We start from the raw sequence: 18,763 nt of genomic DNA, 5'->3' as shown, positions 1-18,763 counted from the left end.
TCCGATGCGATCTGGAATCACGTTTGCAGGAGAACTACGGCAGGGCATGAAGCAAGGAGAGGACCCGCGGACCGTCCTCACACTGCACGGGAATTGGAAAACCCTGCTTGAACGGATTTGTGCCTGGCCATGACTTCGGGCGCCACCTTGCTCGGCCCAGTGACCAGGTTTCCCTTTGCACAGGAGAGCGAAACGATGAGCACAATCTTACGGCACTTGGTCATTGCTGCAACACTCGCCACGGCCCTGTTGTCGGCACCGGCACTGGCGCAGGAGTTGACCGGTACGCTAAAAAAGATCAAGGAAAGCGGCGTGATCACGCTAGGGCATCGCGAGTCGTCGATCCCGTTCTCGTATTATGACGACAAGCAGCAGGTCGTCGGCTACTCGCAGGACATGATGCTGAAGGCGGTGGAGGCAATCAAGGCCGAATTGAAACTTGCCAGGCTCGACATCAAGCTGGTACCCGTCACCTCCGAGAATCGCATCACGCTCGTCCAGAACGGAACGGTGGACATCGAGTGCGGCTCGACGACCAACACCACCGAACGGCAGAAGCAGGTCAGCTTTTCGGACAGCATCTTCGTCGTCGCTACCCGCCTGATGACCAGGAACAATTCCGGAATCAAGGATTTTCCGGATCTGGCCGGCAAGAATGTCGTGACCACTGCTGGCACCACCTCCGAGCGTCTGCTGCGCAAGATGAACGAGGCGAATAACATGAAGATGAACGTGATCAGCGCGAAAGATCACGGCGAGGCGTTCCTGACGCTGGAAAGCGGCCGCGCAGTCGCCTTCGTGATGGACGAGGTCTTGCTTTACGGCGAAATGGCGAAAGCCAGGAACCCCAGAGAGTGGATGGTCGCCGGCACGCCACAATCCTATGAAGCCTATGGCTGCATGTTGCGCAAGGATGACGTCGCGTTCAAGAAGGTCGTCGACGGAGCGCTCGCCAAAGTGATGACCTCAGGGGAAGCCGAGAAGCTCTACGCCAAGTGGTTCCTGCAGCCAATTCCGCCGAAGGGACTGAATTTCAACTTCGCCCTTTCGTACGCCCTCAAGAAGCTGTACAAGGCGCCCAACGACAAGGCCTACGAATAGCAACGGAGGCACTGCAGCGGGGCGGCCTGGGGCAGGGGCGCCCGGGCATGCCGACGGCGAGGCGGTTCGCTTCGCCGCGGTCACCGAGTGCCGGCCGCCAGAGAGAGCCGTCGGCGGGCGCGGCGTCGATCGTCAGACGATGAAACCGTTCGCGGTCACCCCGGCCGCCGGGCGCCGTCGTGTCCCGACGTTTCGCGCCATGCGCCGGCAGCGACCGCCGGCCTGGCAATCGCCCACCGACGTCGTCCGCTGCCTCGGCGGCCGGTGCGGTTCCCGCCAGAGCACTCAGAGATGGGCGTGGCCCAAGGGTGCAATGTCGACGGGCGCAACGGATTCGGCATCGACCACCATGCTCGCAACCGGGTAGGGCAACGCGCCGGCTGCATCGACGGTGCGCGCGGGCGCCACCTGGACATCGGAACGCGTTCCGCGCGTTGGCTTGATCAGAGGTCCCAGGCTGTCGAGATAGTCCTTCTTGCCAAGATGTTTCTGGTAGACGGGAAACTCGATCGGTCGGTCACGAAAACTCTTGAGAGTCTGGCCGAGACCGCGAATTCCGACCTCTCGCTCCCGCCGCACCCGCGACAAGTCAATTTCCACCGGCATGGTCTCTTCGCCGCCGCCCGCCTCGTGGATCACGTAACCGGAGGGGCCGACGACGATCGAGCGGCCCGTGCCACAATCGCCGACGCCGTTGATGTCGAAGAAGTAGCACTGATTGATCGTCGCGCTGGCCCGCGCAATCGGCAACTCGACGTCGCGGTCGATCGTGTCGGTCATGGTCGGGTGCAGGATACATTCGGCACCCATCGAAACCAGCGTCCGTGTCGTTTCCGGAAACCACATGTCGTAGCAGATGGAAACCCCGAATCGTCCGACATCGGGCACGTCGAAGACGCAGAACTCGGTTCCCGGCTTGATGCCCTGTTCATACGGCAGGAAGGGAAACATCTTGCGATAGCGGGTGACCACGGTACCGGTCGGAGAAATCACCGGCGTCGTGTTGTAGATGTCATCGCCGATGCGCTCGAACATCGAGCCCGGCAACAGCCACAGCCCGTGCCTGGCGGCCATCTGGCAGAAAATCTGCTCGGCGGGGCCACCGGTGGCTTGCGCATGGCGCGGAGCGGGCCCGAAAGGGGCCAACTCGCTGAACACCACCATCTGCACCCACGGAAAGCGCGCCATCAGGACATCCAGCTTGTGGCCCATCGCATCGATGTTCGCGTGCTCCATTGAAATGTTCATCTGGATGCCGGCGATTGAAAAAGGCACCATGGGCTGGATTCTCCTTCTGGTTAGCGTGAAAGTCGCCTCAGCGACTCACGAACCTCCCCTCGCCCGCTTGCGGGAGAGGGGTCGGGGGTGAGGGAAACGGGCATGACTTTCATAATAGGGGTTGTCTGGAACCGTCATGCCCGTTCAATGGATTGTACGAGTACCGAGAATCGTGTGGCAGGCACGGCACCCCGGACTTCCGCGGATCATAGCACACGGGCTGTGGGTGCTGGCCCGGACGAGGCACCCCGACGGCGGCCGACCGGCACCGCGCCAGGGCACCGAGCAGGCTGTCGGTCAGGCACCAATCGCCCGCAAAGACGCTTCGATGATGTCCAGTCCCTCGTCGAGCAGCGCATCCGAGATGGTCAGCGGAACCATCACGCGCAACACGTTGCCGTGCGCGCCACACAACAGCAGCAACAAACCACGCTGTGCCGCTTCGTTCTTCATTGCCATGGCGATATCCGCCGCCGGCTGCCGCGGGTCGCCATTACGGCAAAACTCCACCGCCGTCATTGCACCAAGTCCGCGCACCTCGGCAATGCTGGAAAACTGCTCCATCATGGCGCTGAACCGGGTCCGCATGCGTTCGCCGAGCGCCATCGAGCGCGCGCAAAGCTGTTGCTCCTCGACCACGTCGAGCACCGCGAGGGCGCCGGCAACCGCCACCGGACTGCCGGCGTAGGTGGAACCGAGACCGCCGACATCGGCGGCGTCCATGATCTCGGCTTTGCCGACGACGGCGGCTACCGGCAAACCACCGCCCAGACCCTTGGCCAGGGTAATGATGTCCGGCTCGACGCCATAATGTTCGCTGGCAAAGAGCTTTCCGCAGCGCGCGATTCCGGTCTGCACCTCGTCGACCACCAGCAGGATCCCGTGCGTGTCGCAGAGCGCGCGCAGACGACGCAGAAATCCGAGCGGCGCCGGCAGGTATCCGCCCTCGCCCTGCACCGGTTCGATGACGATTGCGGCGACGCGCGAGGCTTCGATGCTGGAAGCGAACAGGCGCTCGATCGCCACGATCGAGTCGTTTTCCGAGATGCCGTGCAGCGCATTCGGAAATGGCACATGGAAGATCTCGCCCGGGAATGGTCCGAACTTGATCTTGTAGGGAGCCACCTTGCCGGTCAGTGCCATGCCGAACATGGTTCGGCCATGAAAGCCACCACCGAAAGCGATCAGGCCGGACCGCCCGGTCGCCGCGCGGGCAATCTTCACGGCGTTTTCGACTGCTTCCGCACCGGTGTTCACGAGAAACGCCTTCTTCGCCGTGCTGCCCGGAGCGGCAGCGTTCAGGCGTTCGCACAGCTCGACATACGATTCGTAAGCGACCACCTGGAAGCAGGTATGGGTGAAGGCTGCCAGTTGCTGGCGCGCCGCATCGACGACCCGCGGATGGCAGTGACCGGTATTGACCACCGCGATGCCTGCGCAGAAGTCGATCCAGCGACGGCCTTCGACGTCCCAGATTTCCGCGTTCTCTGCCCTGGCCGCGAACAAGGCATGCCCCTGCCCGACGCCTCTCGGCAGGGCGGCCGTGCGTCGGGCCATCAGCTCCACATTGGTCTTCATGGTCAGGCTTTCTTTCGGTGCGTTCATTGCTGTCTCCTTGCCAAGAAAATGGTGCAGCGGCTCAGTTGATCCCGCCGATGCAGATGTATTTGATTTCCAGATAGTCCTCGATGCCGTACTTGGACCCCTCGCGCCCCAGTCCGGACGATTTCATGCCGCCGAACGGCGCCACCTCGGTCGAGATCAGACCGGTGTTGATGCCGACCATGCCGTATTCCAGCGCGCTGGCGACGCGCATGCTGCGTGCCAGGTTTTCGGTGTAGAAGTAGGAGGCGAGACCGTATTCGGTGGCATTGGCCATCGCCACGGCCTCCGCCTCGGTCTTGAAGGTGAAGACCGGCGCCACCGGTCCGAAGACCTCTTCGTTGGCGATGCGCATTGCGGACGTCACTCCTGCCAGTATCGTCGGCTCGTAGTAGGTGCCGCCAAGACTGTGGCGCCGGCCGCCGGAGACCAACCGGGCGCCCTTGTCGAGCGCGTCGGCCACCAGCTCTTCCACCTTGGCAACTGCCGCGTCGTCGATCAGTGGCCCCTGTGTAACGCCCTCGTCGGCCCCATTCCCGACGCGCAAGGCAGCCACTGCGAGCGCAAGTTTCTCTATGAAACACGCATGAATCCCCTCCTGCACGAGCAGTCGGTTCGCGCACACGCAGGTCTGCCCCGTGTTGCGATACTTGGAGAGCATCGCACCCTGCACGGCAGCATCGAGGTCGGCGTCGTCGAACACGATGAACGGTGCGTTGCCTCCCAATTCGAGCGACAGTTTCTTGATCGTCGGCGCGCACTGCTGCATGAGAATCCGGCCCACTTCCGTGGACCCGGTAAAGCTCAGCTTGCGCACCGTGGGGTTGGCACAGAGTTCGCCGCCGATGGCGATCGGATCTCCGGTCAGCACGTTGAAAACCCCCTTGGGAACGCCAGCGCGCTCGGCCAGTTCGACCAGCGCGAGAGCCGAGAGCGGCGTTGCCTCCGCCGGCTTGAGCACCACCGAGCAGCCGGCGGCCAGTGCCGGACCGACCTTGCGAGTGATCATCGCCGCCGGAAAATTCCAGGGAGTGATCGCAGCACAGACGCCAATCGGCTCCTTCGCCACCAGCACACGCTTGTCCGCGTTATGCGGAGGAATCATGTCCCCGTAGATTCGTTTTCCTTCCTCGGCGAACCATTCGATGAACGACGCCGCGTAGGCGATCTCGCCTCGTGACTCGGCGAGCGGCTTGCCCTGTTCCGCGGTCATCAGGCGGGCCAGATCCTCCTGGTTGGCGAGCAGCAATTCGTGCCAGCGACGCAGAATCTTCGCCCTCTCGCCGGCAGTTCGGGCACGCCATCCCGGCTGCGCCAGGCGAGCCGCCTCGATGGCGCGACGGGTCTCGGCGGCGCCCGCGTCGGGCACCGTCGCCAATTGCTCTCCGCTGGCCGGGTTGCTGACGACAAAGGTCCGCGCGTCATCGGCACCCACCCATTCCCCATCGATGTAGCACAGTTGCTTCAGCAATGATTTGTCAGCAAGTTCCAATGGCTCGTCTCCTCTGGGTTGGATCAATCGATAGACTCCCCACCGGAGCGAAAGCAAACGCACGCGCCACCCACGGGGAATTGGTGCCACTTTACACGCCGATCCAGCCCCCGGAAGAACCAATTGTTGCGACAATCGCGATACCAATTCGACGAAGCCGCCGATGGACAAGTCACTCTGCGCAGAATTGATCCGGTCGCGCTTTGAAAGCACTGCCGGTGAATCCAGGTCACAGACCACGCTCTATCTGTTGATCCGGCGCCTCATTCTCGACGGTGAATTGCCGCCGGGCTGTCCCCTGCCGCCGACACGCGTATTGACGAGCGAGCTCGGACTCAGCCGAAGCACCGTGGTGAGGGCGTACGAGAAGCTCCAGGTGGAGGGCTATCTGCAAAGTCGTGGCGGTTCGGGCACGCAGGTGTCGGAAACGCTGTCCCTGGCGGCACCCAGCCAGGCGCCGCGTAGCCGTCCTTGGCGGCATGGCAGACCCTTGTCGCGACGCGGCACCGCGATCGCGCAGCACGCCAGCAGCAGTCGAATCCAGAGCGGCGCGTTCGTTCCCGGCGTCCCCGACGTAAAGCTGTTTCCGTTCGCGACCTGGCGTCGCCTGATGTCCAAGTACACCTGCCTGGAGCACCGCCAACTCGCTCGCTACGGTCACGGCGGATACGGACCACTGAAAGCGGTGCTCGCCGAATATCTGCGTGTATCACGCATGATGTCGTGTTCGCCAAGGCAGATCGTCATCCTCAATGGATCGCATCAGGCCATCGACCTGTGCGCGCGCATGCTCTGTGACGAAAAGGATCGAGTCTGGATGGAAGATCCCGGCTACTGGGGCGCCAGCAATGTGCTGCGCGCCAGCGGCCTGCACATCGAAGCGATTCCGGTGGACGAGCAGGGCATGTCTCTCCCGGTCGATCCTGAGTCACCACCGCGGATGATCTTCGTCTCTCCGTCCAGCCAGTACCCGACCGGGGTGGTGATGTCCCTGAGCCGGCGAATCCAGCTGCTGGAACTCGCTGAAGCGCAGGAATCCTGGGTGATAGAAGACGATTACGACAACGAGATTCGCTATCACCCCTACACGATCGGCTCCCTGTTCAGTCAGGCGCGGTCGCAACGAGTCATTTATCTGGGCACCTTCAGCAAGACCATGTTTCCCGGCTTGCGCCTGGCCTACCTGGTCGTCCCGGAAGATCTGGCCGACGCATTCGCCATCGGCAATGCCGAACTCTACCGGGAGGGGCGACTCATCGAACAGGCAGCGCTCGCCGAATTCATCGAGGACGGACATCTGAGCGCCCATCTGCGACGGATGCGCAACGTCTATCAGGAGCGCCGCAACGTGCTGCGCCGGGCCATCGAGTCCCGACTTGGGGATCTGGTAAGCACCACCGGGGGCCTGGCCGGCCTGCATCTTCCGTACTTTTTCAACCGGCCTCTCGACGATCTGGCTCTTTCCCGAGAAATGCTCGAAGCCGGCATCGTCCTGCGTCCCCTCTCGATGTACTACGCCGATTCCCGTCGTCGTCGATCGGGGATGGTTCTCGGCTTCGCTGCGGTTGATGCCAGGACCATCGAGTCCGCTGCGGAGCAACTGTGCGTCGCCATCGAACGGCGGCGCGACTGACCGCTTGCTCCGGGAGCAGCCAGTCCACCCCCTCCTGCCAATTGCCGACACCCACTTTCCCCTTGCCTGCAGGCTCGCGCGCCCCCTGGCGCCTCCCTGCGGGCAAGTGGCAAGTGGAGGCCGCCATACCCGTGCGAACGTGGCCCGACCCATGAAAATTGGCGTTTCATGTCGTTTTATGTCGTATTGCATATGACACCAATTGGTGGTAGCTTGAATCGGCGGGCTTGGCACGACGCGGATATCGGCAGGCAACAGAATTGCCGAGCTCCGCATGCCGTAGGAACCTCGGTCGGGGGCTGCGGCGCCAAATCTCGCCGAGCAAGCCTGGGGCAGCGTACGGAGGGGCGATGATGCAGAAGAACGACGGTGAAGTACTGGTCAGTTTCCGCAACGTCCAGAAGACCTACGATGGCGAGACATTGATCGTCAAGGATCTGAACCTGGATGTGCGGCGCGGCGAATTCCTCACGTTGCTCGGCCCGTCCGGATCTGGCAAGACCACCTGCCTGATGTTGCTCGCCGGCTTCGAAACGCCCACCTCCGGACAAATCCTGATGGACGGGCAGCTGCTCAACACCATCCCGCCACACCGGCGCAACATCGGGATGGTTTTCCAGAACTACGCGCTTTTCCCGCACCTCACTGTACGCGAGAACCTGAAGTTTCCGTTGGCCGTACGGAAAATGCCGGCTGACGAAATCGACCGTCGCGTGGCAAGGGTGCTGGCAATGGTACAGCTCGAACAACTGGGGGGGCGCTACCCGCAGCAGCTCTCCGGCGGTCAGCAGCAGCGCATCGCATTGGCACGTGCGCTCGTCTTCGATCCCAAACTCGTACTGATGGACGAGCCGCTCGGCGCGCTCGACAAGCAGTTGCGCGAACACATGCAGATCGAGATCAAACACATCCACGAGTCACTCGGCATCACCGTCGTTTTTGTCACCCACGACCAGAGCGAAGCGCTGACCATGTCCGATCGCGTTGCAGTCTTCAACCACGGGATCATTCAGCAGATCGACCCGGCAATCACGCTCTACGAGGAACCGGCGAACGCATTTGTTGCGAGTTTCATCGGCGAAAGCAACAGTCTTTCCGGAACCGTCGAACAGTTGAACGGCGAGCATTGTGTGGTACGGCTCGATTCGGACGCAAGGGTGACCGCGCGTGCTGCCAACCTTGGCGGTACCGGCACAAGGACCGTGCTGTCGATTCGCCCGGAACGAGTGCTGCTGGGAGCCGACGCCAGCACCTGTGAAAACCGCTTCAGTGCGACGCTGAAGGAGATGATCTATCTCGGCGACCAGATTCGCGCCCGCCTCGACGTGGCGGGCACAGCCGACGTGATGGCCAAGACCTCCGTGGCCCACTGGGACAGTCGGCTTCAGGTCGGAGACCGGATCGACGTCGGCTTTCCCGTCGCCAACCTGCGCGCACTCGAACCGATGTGACGCGCCCTTCCGACCCGGCAGTCTGCACGTTTCCATCGCCAACCGGGCACCCATCCGGCCTGACAGCCGACCCCGCTGCAACCATTCACAAAGGAGATCGCAATGACAATGAAATCGAGATTCTCTTGCCTCGTCGGCGCCCTTGGCGCGGGCATGGTGGTGGCCGCCACCGCGCATGCGGACATCACGGTCATCTCGTTCGGTGGCACCGTGCAGAAGGCGCAAGTCAAGGCCTACTACGAGCCATTCACCAAGGCGACCGGAATCAAGCTGATTCCCGGCGAATACAACGGGGAACAGGCTAAGATCAAGGCAATGGTCGACACCAAGAACGTCACCTGGGACGTGGTCGAGGTCGAGTCCGCCGAACTGGTGCGTGGCTGCGAGGAAGGGCTGTACGAGAAACTCGATTTCGCGAAAATCGGCGACAAGAAGGACTTCATCCCGTCCGCGGTCACGGAGTGCGGCATCGGAACCTTCATCTGGTCAACGGTGATCGCCTACAACGCGGACAAGATCAAGACACCGCCCGCTTCCTGGGCCGAATTCTGGGACGTCAAAAAGTTCCCGGGCAAACGCGGCATGCGCAAGGGTGCCAAGTTCACCATGGAAATTGCGCTGCTCGCTGATGGCGTCAAGCCGGACGACGTGTACAAGGTGCTGGCGACCAAGGAAGGCGTCGAGCGTGCCTTCAAGAAGCTCGACCAGTTGAAACCCAACATCCAGTGGTGGGAAGCCGGCGCGCAGCCGCCGCAACTGCTCGCGGCCGGGGACCTCGTCATGTCTTCCGCCTACAACGGCCGCATCGAAACCGCGCAAAAGGAGGGAAAGAACCTCAAGATCGTCTGGAATGGAGGCATCTATGACGCGGACAACTGGGCGATCCCGAAGGGGACACCCAAGCGTGAGGATGCTTACAAGTTCATCAAGTTCGCCAGCGAAGCGGCAAATCAGAAGGTCTACTCGAGTGAAATTGCCTACGGTCCGACGAACCTCAAAGCGATTCCGCTGCTCGACCCCAAGATCCTGCCCGAGCTGCCGACCTCACCTGCGAACCTGAAGAACGCCCTGGCCTGCAACACCAAGTTCTGGGTCGAGCGCGGCGAGGATCTGGAACAACGCTTCAACGCTTGGGCAGCCAAGTGACGAGCAGGGCCGGGCGGGCACATCGCCGTCCGGCCCGTCGCCCTGACCTGGACGACGCGCCGCCGGACCGGCCATTCCCGTTCCAGAGGCGCGCGGGGAGCCGAAGATGAACACGGTCGAAGACGCGATGAAGCCGCCCGCCGGCGGAAGAGAAGTTCCGCTGAAGGTCAGGCTGCGTCGCGCCGAGCGCGCACGCACGCTCGGTTACCTTGCGCTGATCGCGCCGCTCGCCATATTCGTGCTGCTGATCTTTGTCTGGCCGCTGATTTCGCTGCTGCAGCGCAGCGTGGACAACCCGGAAGTGAGCGCCGCTCTGCCCAGGACCGTCGCCGCTCTGCACGGATGGAGCGGCCACGAGCTTCCGGGTGAACCCGCCTTCGCCGCACTCGCGGCCGACCTCGAAGCACTCAAGGGCACCAGTGAACTCGCGTCAGCCGCCAAGCGGGTCAACATGGAACTGATCGGCTTCCGTTCGCTGCTGCTGGGCGCCGCTCGCGAGATGCCGCTGGCAGCCGGCAAGCCGGCCAAGGACGCGATGATCGAGCTCGACGAGCGCTGGGGAGAGCTCGCGACCTGGCAGGTGCTGGCACGTAACCGCGCGTCGGTAACCCCGTATTACCTTCTCACTGCGCTGGATTTCGCAATCGACGACACTGGCGCGGTCATCAACGCACCGGCCGAGCGTACCATCTATCGTGCGATTCTAGTGCGCACGCTGTGGATGAGCGTGATCGTGACCTTCTGGTGCCTGCTCCTCGGCTTTCCGGTCGCCTACCTGCTGGCAACGCAGCCGCCGAAAGTTGCCAATCTGCTGATGATCCTCGTCCTGCTCCCGTTCTGGACCTCGGTACTGGTGCGCGTTGCCGCGTGGATCGTGCTGCTGCAAAACGAGGGCCCGCTCAACACCGCGATGGTCAGGCTGGGACTCATCGACGCGCCGGTACAACTCGTCTTCAACTGGATCGGCGTATACATCGCAATGGTGCATATCCTTCTTCCGTTCACGGTACTGCCGCTTTACAGCGTGATGAAGGGAATTTCGCCGACCTTGATGCGCGCTGCGCTCTCGCTCGGTTGCCCGCCGTTCGCGAGTTTCTGGAAAGTCTACTTCCCGCAGACGCTGCCGGGAATCGGCGCCGGCGGCTTGCTGGTCTTCATCCTGAGCATGGGCTACTACATTACGCCGGCGCTGCTCGGCAGCCCGAAAGAGCAGATGGCAAGCTATTTCGTTGCCTTTTATACCAACGAGACGATCAACTGGGGAATGGCGGCAGCACTTTCGACGATCCTGCTGGTCGCCACGCTCGCGCTGTACGTCATCTACGCCCGTTATTTCGGCCCGGCGAAAGTCCGCTAGAACCAGTCGCGCTGCTCATCGGGAGGCCACAACATGCTGCAATCCTACGCATCCCCGCTCGAACGAATCTGGTACTACGTTTTTCGGATACTCTGCGGCCTGATCCTGCTGTTTCTGATCGTTCCGATTCTCGTCATCATGCCCTTGTCCTTCAATTCCGACTCCTTCCTGATGTATCCGATGTCGGGTTTTTCCATGCGCTGGTACGAGGAGTTCTTCGGCTCCGGAGTCTGGCGCACGGCACTGAAGAACAGCATGATCATCTCGCCGCTGGCCACGCTGCTTGCCGTGGCGCTGGGGACGCTTGCGTCGGTCGGCCTCGTGCGCGCCAACTTCCGTGGCAAGGCACTGCTCACCAGCATCCTGATCTCGCCGATGATCGTCCCCGTGGTGATTGTCGGCGTCGCCGTCTACCTGGTGTTTTCGCCGCTTGGCCTGAGCGGCAGCTACACCGGACTGATTCTCGCGCACGCGGTGCTCGGCGTGCCATTCGTCGTCATCACGGTGACCGCGACGCTGCAGGGGTTCGACTACAACCTGATTCGCGCGGCTGCCAGCCTCGGTGCCGATCCGGTCACCGCATTCTTCAAGGTAACCTTGCCGCTGGTCGCACCGGGAGTCATTTCGGGTGCATTGTTTGCCTTCGCGACGTCGTTCGACGAAGTCGTGGTCACCCTTTTTCTCGCGAGCCCGGAACAATCGACCCTTCCCCGTCAGATGTTCAGCGGCATTCGTGACAACATCAGCCCGACGATTGCCGCCGTGGCCACCGTGCTCATCGCAACGGCGACCTTGATGTTGCTCCTCCTCGAATGGATGCGTCGCCGCAACGAACGCTTGCGCACGGCGCGGCCCTGAACTTCGCCAAGCTCCAGGGGCATCGGGTCCGCTCGCACCCGGCAATGCGCACGGGCAGCGCCGATGACCACCGCGGCCGATCGGCGAACTTCCGGGCAATCGGCTGAAATCCGCAAGGCTCCCGTTTATACTGTGCACCATGCGATTGCGCCTGTTCATCGTCTGCAGCACTGCCCTCCTGCTGGCCGCCTGCGCCAGCAAGCCGCCAGCGCCCGAATCGACGACGGAGCGGCGTCCCGATCGGCCAACGAGCAGTTCGAAAGGCCACGATGTGGTCATTTTTGCGCTCGGTCTGATCGACACCGGATACCGCTTCGGCGGCAAGAACCCCGAGGCCGGCCTCGACTGCAGCGGCATGGTGTCGTACATCTATGGACGTGCCGCAGGGCTCAAGATGACCGGCAGTGCCGCCGACATTGCGCGCCGTGGCCGCCCGGTGGATCGATCCGGACTGCGCCCCGGCGACCTCGTCTTCTTCAACACCCGCAACGCCTCTTTCTCGCACGTCGGCGTGTATATCGGCGACGATCGCTTCGTTCACGCTCCTTCGAGCAGCGGCCGCGTGCGCATCGACCAACTCGACGCGCGCTATTACGCGCAACATTTTGAGACCGGGCGCAACTACTTCGACTAGGCGCCGAAATTAGTCGTTGCGCAGTTCAACCCGGTCGGCAACGACGCGCACGCGGTCACCCTTGCGCACCACCGGCTCGTCGTCCTGATCGATGAAGGCAAAGGTCCCGTCGTCGTAGCGAACGGTGATGACGTAGCTGATGACCGGCGCGCCCGCCTGGCGCGCGTCCTGGACGGTGCTGCCGGTGCCGAAAATTGGAGTCGTCGTCAGATTGCCGCCGAGACCGCCTGTGTCACGCCGCGTCGGTCCCGGATTGCGCGGTGCCTGACCCTCCCGGCTTTGCGTGCGAATCGCGGTCACCACCCCACATTGCCCGCATGGCCCACTGCGCTGATCGTCGAGCAATTCTCGAAAGTCGTCCGGAGCACTGGGCAACTGCAGTGGAGACTGCGCCAGAAGCGGCTGCGACAGCATCGTCAGCCACAGGACGGCCAAGATTCTTGTGCTTCGCATGACGAACACCCCCTTCGTTCGATGGTTGCGACTGCCGCCAGCCCCGCGCCCTGCGGCCCTGCGATCTTAGCACTGCTCGCAGGACGTTTGCTCCGAGCAGAGGCACGAGAGCGAAAGCACGTTATGATTCCTTCTGTCGGCCACCAAATGAACGAGGATTTGCCATGGATCCCAAGTCTTTCGTCGACTCCGCCGTACTGCTGCTTGTGGTTGCGTCGATCGCTGTCGCCGTCTTCCAGCACTTCGGCCTCGGATCGATCCTCGGATTGCTGGTCACCGGCGTCATCGTCGGGCCATACACGCCAGGACCTCTGGTCACCACCGAAGTGGAAGGCGTCCGCCACTTCACCGAAATCGGCGTCGTGCTGCTGATGTTCGTGATTGGCCTGGAGATGAAGCCGCGCCGCTTGTGGGAGCTGCGGCGCACGCTGTTCGGACTGGGTTCGCTGCAGATCATCCTGTCCGCGTTGGCGATCGCCAGCTATTTCAAACTGTTCCAGCCGAACTGGGCGGCCGCGCTGCTGATCGGCTGCGGCTTCGCACTTTCGTCTACCGCCTTCGTCGTGCAGATGCTCCAGGATCAGGGCGAACTTGCCAGCCGCCACGGCCAGACCGCATTCTCGGTCCTGCTGATGCAGGATCTCGCGGTGGTGCCGCTGCTGGCGATGGTCCCGATCCTCGCCGACGTCGGGCCTCTGCCCAAGGAAATTCCTCTCTGGGAGCAGATCGGAATGGCGCTGGCCCTGGTCGCACTGGTGATCGGCGGCGGTCACTACCTGGTGCCGCGAGTGCTCGATTATCTGGCGCGAACGCACAACCGCGAAGCTTTCCTGCTCGCTGCCATGGCCGCGGTGTTCGTCGCCGCCATGGCCATGGAGCACGCCGGCATGTCCATGGCACTGGGCGCTTTCCTGATGGGCATGATGCTGTCGACCTCGCGCTACAGCATCCAGCTCGAAGCCAGCATGGAGCCCCACAAGGGCCTGCTGATGAGCCTTTTCTTTGTCGCTGTGGGTATGTCGGTCGATATTGGCGCGCTCGCGCAGCACCCGTTCGAGTTCGCGCTGCACGTGCTGGCGATCATCCTCATCAAGGTGCTGCTGCTGTTCGTGCTCTGCCTGAGTTTCGGCACTGGTCGCGCCACCGCGTTGCGCGTCGCCTTCCTGCTTTCGCAGGGAGGGGAATTCGGCTTCGTGCTCTTCGGTGCCGCCAAGGCATTGGCGGTGATCGACGATCTGACCTTCGTGATGGCGGTGGCAGTGATCTCGGTGAGCATGTTGCTCACGCCGCTGCTGGTGAGGATCGGGAACCGACTGGCGCTGCGCGCCGAAAACCGCTCGGCAGGCATCGATGAGCGCTCCCGCCTGGAATCGCCCGACGCCGAAGCCGGCGCGCGCGTGATGGTCGCCGGCTACGGCCGCGTCGGCCATACGGTAGGCACCATCCTGGCGAGCAGGGGAATTTCCTTCATCGCCTTCGACACCGATGCGCTCCTGGTCGCCAAGTGGCAAGGCGAGGGGCATCCGGTGTATTACGGCGACGTCGGCAACCCCGAACTGCTCGCCACCTCGCCACTGCAGGCGGTAGACCTGGTGATCCTGACGATCGATGACCCGCACGCGGCGCTGCGCGCGGCGACGCTGGTGCGCGCGCACGCACCGCACGTGACGATCATTTCGCGCGCTCGCGATCTCGCCAGTTGCGACATCCTGTTGCAGGCCGGAGTCGACAAGGCCTTTCCGGAAACGCTCGAGGCCAGCCTGCGCCTGGCCGGCGAAGCGCTCGAGACTCTCGGAACCTCAACCCACGACGCCGACCTGCTCCTGCGCGGCGTACGCGCTACCGATTACGCGCTGGTACGGGACAGTGAAGAGGGAACGATCGAAGAGACCCGTTCGCCCTCCTGATCGACCAGGCCGCAGACTCCTTGTGGCTGATTTGCCCGTCACTCGAAGCGGGCAAGCAGGCGCAAGTCGGCACCCAGCGAACGGACATCGTGGATCACCAGCCGGCGCCGATCGGCCAGCGATGCGAGCGCCGGCATGGCGAACATGCCGCGCGCCGTATCGCCGAGCAGGCAGGGCGCCAGGTAGAGCAGCAATTCGTCCACCAGGCCGGCGCGCAGCAGCGAGCCACTGAGTCCGCAGCCGGCTTCGCCATGCACTTCGTTGATGCCGCGCCGCGCAAGCTCGGCGAACAGCGCCGGCAGATCGACCTGGCCATCCGCGGCGGGCAGCAGCACGACCTCCGCACCCCGCCGGCGCAGGGCGTCGATCCTGGCCTCATCCGCCTGCGCGGCAGCAACCAGGACTCTGCCAGCACGCAGAACCGTGGCGTCGGGGGACAGATCGAGGTGGCTATCCACCACCACCTTCAGCGGCTGACGCAAGTCCCTTTCGGGTGCCTCGACGCCCCGTACAGTGAGCTGTGGATCATCGCCGCGCACGGTGCCGATGCCGGTCAGGATCGCGCAAGCGCGAGCGCGCCAGCGATGACCGTCCTGGCGCGCCGCCGGACCGGTCAGCCACTGGCTGGCGCCATTGCTCAGCGCCGTCTTGCCGTCGAGACTGGCGGCCAGCTTGAGCCGCAACCACGGCCGGGAACGCGTCATGCGGGAAACGAAGCCGATGTTCAGTTCCCGCGCTTCGGCAGCCAGCAAACCGCATTCGGCAAGCACCCCGGCAGCGCGCAGCCTGGCCAGTCCCTGTCCGGCCACCAGCGGGTTCGGATCCTGCAGCGCGGCGACCACCCGGATCACCCCGGCAGCCAGCAGCGCCTCGGCGCACGGCGGCGTACGACCGTGGTGACTACATGGCTCGAGCGTGACGTAGGCGCAAGCGCCGGGCGCATGCTCACCGGCGGATTGCAAGGCGTGGACTTCGGCATGTTGGCCGCCGGCACGCACGTGCCAACCTTCACCGACGACCCGTCCGTTCTTGACGATGACGCAGCCGACGCGAGGATTCGGAGTGGTGGAGTAGAGGCCGCGCTCGGCAAGCCGCAGAGCACGCGCCATGAATTCGTGATCGGCCGCGGAAAACGCGGGCACCGTCAACTGCCGAGAGAATGCGGCGAGCGACCTGCCTCGCGCGAAACCTCGCGGATGACCTTGGAGAATTCGTCCACGTCCTCGAAATTCCGATAAACCGAGGCAAAGCGGACGTAAGCCACCTTGTCGAGTTTGCGCAACTCGCGCATCACCATTTCGCCGACTTTCTCCGAAGCCACTTCGCGCTCGCCCAGCGCGAGCAACTTGTCCTCGATGCGGACGATCGCTGCCTCGACTGCCTCGACGCTCACCGGTCGCTTGCGCAGCGCCAGCCAGAAGCTGGCTGCCAGCTTCTCACGATCGAAGTCGACGCGCGAGCCGTTTTTCTTGATCACCTGCGGCAGACGAAGTTCCGCCCGCTCGTACGTCGTGAACCGCTTGTCGCACTTGAGACAGCGCCGCCGACGGCGGACGATGTCGCCGTCGTCGTTGATGCGGGTGTCAGCGACGGACGTTTCGTCGGCGCCGCAGAACGGGCATTTCATCTCGTCCGCGAACCGTACACCGGAAACTTGTGGCACAGCGCCGCGACGTCGGCGCGCACCCGCTTGAGCACCGCCGCATCGCCCGGAGCGTCGAGCACATCGGCAATCAGATGCGCCACCTCCTCGCTCTCGAGTTCGGCGAAGCCGCGCGTGGTCATTGCCGGCGACCCGATGCGGATGCCGGAAGTCACGAAAGGCTTCTGCGGATCGTTCGGGATCGCGTTCTTGTTGACCGTGATGTGCGCCGCACCGAGCGCGGCCTCGGCATCCTTGCCGGTAATGTTCTTGGTGCGAAGATCGACCAGAAAGACGTGCGATTCGGTGCGTCCGGAAACGATGCGCAATCCGCGCTCGGCGGACAGGACGCGCGACAGGACGCGCGCGTTGGCAACCACCTGCTCCTGGTAATCGCGGAAAGCCGGCGTCAATGCCTCCTTGAAAGCCACCGCCTTGGCTGCGATCACGTGCATCAGCGGCCCGCCCTGCAGGCCGGGGAAGATCGCCGAGTTGATCGCCTTTTCGTGCTCGGCCTTCATCAGGATGATGCCGCCGCGCGGCCCGCGCAGCGTCTTGTGCGTCGTCGAGGTCACGACATCGGCGTACGGCACCGGACTCGGATAACAGCCGGCTGCAATCAGGCCGGCATAATGCGCCATATCGACCATGAATATCGCGCCGATTTCCTTGGCGATGTTGGCGAAGCGCTCGAAGTCGATGCGCAGCGAGTACGCCGAAGCGCCGGCAATCAGGATGCGGGGCCGGTGCTCACGCGCCAGAGCCTCCATCTTTGCGTAATCGATCGCTTCATGCCGATCGAGCCCGTAGGCGACCACGTTGAACCACTTGCCGGACATGTTGAGCGGCATGCCGTGCGTCAGGTGGCCGCCTTCGGCCAGACTCATGCCCATGATCGTGTCGCCCGGCTTGGCGAAGGCCATCAGCACGGCCTGATTGGCCTGCGATCCCGAGTTTGGCTGGACGTTTGCCGCCGCGGCGCCGAACAGCTTTTTCAGGCGATCGATCGCCAACTGCTCGACGACATCGACGTACTCGCAGCCCCCGTAATAGCGCTTGCCGGGATAGCCCTCGGCGTACTTGTTGGTCAGCTGTGACCCCTGCGCCGCGAGCACTGCGTGGCTCACATAGTTTTCCGAGGCGATCAGTTCGATATGCTCCTCCTGACGCCGATTCTCGTTCTCGATCGCCTGCCAGATCTCGGAATCGACTTTCGCCAGGGTGTCTCTATCGGAAAACATCGTCCACCTCACAAGGCTTGGAAAGGCTCGCATTGTAGCACGCCGCGGATCCCGCCGATCCTTTCCCCCGAGGCGGTCGCGACCAGGCGCACCCGGGAACCCGCCGGCGCCCCGACGGCGACGTGCGACGCCCCGCTGCCGCATACAATGCGGCGACTGTTTTCTGCAAGGCACTCAACCGTTGGCGCCGCACATCCGTTAACCAATCCAGATGCCTCGCTCCGGGGAGAAGACCATGGTACACGACTGTACGGATCAGACCGATCTCGACGAACTGATCGGCAAGCAATGCTGGGAGGGGCAATGTCTGCTCTTCCGCTATGGCCCGCTGGCGCGGGCGATGAAGATCGGCGAGGAATTGATCCTCGAAAACAGCGAGGCGCTGTCGCCCTTGCTGCTTGCGAAACTGGGATCACTGCTGCACGACGACCTCTTCATCGACGAAACGGCGGAGCAGATCCACCCGCCCGCGGGTTTCCGCCTCACGCTGCAGCCAACGCGACGTCCCGGCCAGAGGCAGACCCTGCCCGCCTCGGCAGCACCGGACTGCTGACCGGACAACCCAGGATTTCGTGCTCGGGGTCAGCGGTCGTGGCCCTTCCAGCCGTGACCCGACTGGAGCGCCGTTCACTCGCCGCGATCGCGCGGTGGCGATGAATTGCACCCAATCGATTCCTCCCGTACGGGTGCATCGTCACCCTATCGCCGCCAGCGCGGCATCGATCCACGCCAGCAACTGTTGCGCTTGCCTGGCGGCCGGCCTGCGTTCGTTCCAGTCTTGCGCCAAGGCGCGCGCCGCACGCAACGCCTCGCGCGCTGCAGACGCGTCCCCCTGCTTCGCCAGCACCGTCGCGTACAAGGTCAAACTGACCGCCAGATCCTGCGCCGCCTGCGGCGTGTCGCCCAGCGCTGCGCGCAGTTGCCGGCTGAGCTCCAGACTCTCGGCATACGCCGCCCGCGCCGCTTCC

16 protein-coding genes and 1 pseudogene are annotated in these 18,763 nt (G+C 63.4%); 9 read left to right on the top strand and 8 right to left on the bottom strand.

Annotated features, from left to right (window positions below):
- Positions 1-195: 195 nt before the first annotated feature.
- Complete coding sequence (locus tag NFV80_RS16905; protein ID WP_295327787.1) at positions 196-1,101, top strand: glutamate/aspartate ABC transporter substrate-binding protein; 906 nt, start codon at positions 196-198, stop codon at positions 1,099-1,101.
- A 285-nt stretch (positions 1,102-1,386) separates the two neighbouring features.
- Here NFV80_RS16905 and NFV80_RS16900 read toward each other — a convergent pair whose 3' ends face one another.
- From NFV80_RS16900 to NFV80_RS16890, 3 genes are all read right to left on the bottom strand, one after another.
- Positions 1,387-2,379 carry a carbon-nitrogen hydrolase family protein gene (locus NFV80_RS16900; protein ID WP_295327789.1) on the bottom strand — a complete coding sequence of 331 codons (993 nt, stop codon included), beginning with the start codon at positions 2,377-2,379 and terminating at the stop codon, positions 1,387-1,389.
- A 297-nt stretch (positions 2,380-2,676) separates the two neighbouring features.
- Complete coding sequence (gene gabT / locus NFV80_RS16895; protein WP_295327791.1) at positions 2,677-3,984, bottom strand: 4-aminobutyrate--2-oxoglutarate transaminase; 1,308 nt, start codon at positions 3,982-3,984, stop codon at positions 2,677-2,679.
- 34 nt (positions 3,985-4,018) lie between these two features.
- The gene (locus tag NFV80_RS16890; RefSeq protein ID WP_295327793.1) at positions 4,019-5,473 is read right to left on the bottom strand and encodes an NAD-dependent succinate-semialdehyde dehydrogenase; all 1,455 of its coding nucleotides are present in this window, start codon (positions 5,471-5,473) and stop codon (positions 4,019-4,021) included.
- A gap of 163 nt (positions 5,474-5,636) precedes the next feature.
- Here NFV80_RS16890 and NFV80_RS16885 point away from each other — a divergent pair, with 163 nt between their 5' ends.
- From NFV80_RS16885 to NFV80_RS16860, 6 genes are all read left to right on the top strand, one after another.
- Positions 5,637-7,106, top strand: coding sequence for a PLP-dependent aminotransferase family protein (locus NFV80_RS16885; protein WP_295327795.1), 1,470 nt, complete (start codon positions 5,637-5,639; stop codon positions 7,104-7,106).
- A 350-nt stretch (positions 7,107-7,456) separates the two neighbouring features.
- Complete coding sequence (locus NFV80_RS16880) at positions 7,457-8,557, top strand: ABC transporter ATP-binding protein (protein WP_295327797.1); 1,101 nt, start codon at positions 7,457-7,459, stop codon at positions 8,555-8,557.
- A gap of 108 nt (positions 8,558-8,665) precedes the next feature.
- Positions 8,666-9,703, top strand: a complete 1,038-nt coding sequence (locus tag NFV80_RS16875) for an ABC transporter substrate-binding protein (RefSeq protein WP_295327815.1) — start codon at positions 8,666-8,668, stop codon at positions 9,701-9,703.
- 106 nt (positions 9,704-9,809) lie between these two features.
- Positions 9,810-11,060 (top strand): ABC transporter permease, encoded by a 1,251-nt coding sequence (locus NFV80_RS16870; protein ID WP_295327799.1) that lies wholly within the window; start codon positions 9,810-9,812, stop codon positions 11,058-11,060.
- A gap of 33 nt (positions 11,061-11,093) precedes the next feature.
- A complete protein-coding gene (locus NFV80_RS16865; protein WP_295327801.1) occupies positions 11,094-11,918 on the top strand; it encodes an ABC transporter permease in 825 nt (274 codons plus the stop codon).
- Between the two features lie 139 nt (positions 11,919-12,057).
- Positions 12,058-12,552, top strand: a complete 495-nt coding sequence (locus tag NFV80_RS16860) for a C40 family peptidase (RefSeq protein ID WP_295327803.1) — start codon at positions 12,058-12,060, stop codon at positions 12,550-12,552.
- 9 nt (positions 12,553-12,561) lie between these two features.
- On the opposite strand, the gene NFV80_RS16855 is transcribed toward NFV80_RS16860, so the two are convergent.
- Positions 12,562-13,005 (bottom strand): hypothetical protein, encoded by a 444-nt coding sequence (locus tag NFV80_RS16855; protein WP_295327805.1) that lies wholly within the window; start codon positions 13,003-13,005, stop codon positions 12,562-12,564.
- Positions 13,006-13,169: 164 nt separating this feature from the next.
- Between NFV80_RS16855 and NFV80_RS16850 the strand changes: the two genes are divergently transcribed.
- Complete coding sequence (locus NFV80_RS16850) at positions 13,170-14,912, top strand: cation:proton antiporter (protein ID WP_295327807.1); 1,743 nt, start codon at positions 13,170-13,172, stop codon at positions 14,910-14,912.
- A gap of 38 nt (positions 14,913-14,950) precedes the next feature.
- On the opposite strand, the gene ribD is transcribed toward NFV80_RS16850, so the two are convergent.
- Genes ribD through glyA form a run of 3 tightly spaced genes read right to left on the bottom strand, consistent with a single transcriptional unit; the run spans position 14,951 to position 17,795 of the window.
- Positions 14,951-16,021, bottom strand: coding sequence for a bifunctional diaminohydroxyphosphoribosylaminopyrimidine deaminase/5-amino-6-(5-phosphoribosylamino)uracil reductase RibD (ribD, locus tag NFV80_RS16845; protein ID WP_295327818.1), 1,071 nt, complete (start codon positions 16,019-16,021; stop codon positions 14,951-14,953).
- Positions 16,022-16,056: 35 nt separating this feature from the next.
- Positions 16,057-16,539, bottom strand: coding sequence for a transcriptional regulator NrdR (nrdR, locus tag NFV80_RS16840; protein WP_295327809.1), 483 nt, complete (start codon positions 16,537-16,539; stop codon positions 16,057-16,059).
- Positions 16,536-17,795, bottom strand: a complete 1,260-nt coding sequence (gene glyA, locus NFV80_RS16835; protein ID WP_296759423.1) for a serine hydroxymethyltransferase — start codon at positions 17,793-17,795, stop codon at positions 16,536-16,538. Before glyA ends, nrdR begins: the two co-directional genes overlap by 4 nt.
- Positions 17,796-18,030: 235 nt before the next feature.
- Here glyA and NFV80_RS16830 point away from each other — a divergent pair, with 235 nt between their 5' ends.
- Positions 18,031-18,348 carry a hypothetical protein gene (locus tag NFV80_RS16830; protein WP_296759420.1) on the top strand — a complete coding sequence of 106 codons (318 nt, stop codon included), beginning with the start codon at positions 18,031-18,033 and terminating at the stop codon, positions 18,346-18,348.
- A 141-nt stretch (positions 18,349-18,489) separates the two neighbouring features.
- Here the strand turns inward: NFV80_RS16830 and NFV80_RS16825 are convergent.
- Positions 18,490-18,763: pseudogene (locus tag NFV80_RS16825) on the bottom strand (hypothetical protein); the annotation flags it as partial.

The organism is Accumulibacter sp. (assembly GCF_023806565.1).
Lineage (GTDB): Bacteria > Pseudomonadota > Gammaproteobacteria > Burkholderiales > Rhodocyclaceae > Accumulibacter.
This window is presented reverse-complemented; position numbering and strand designations above follow the sequence as displayed.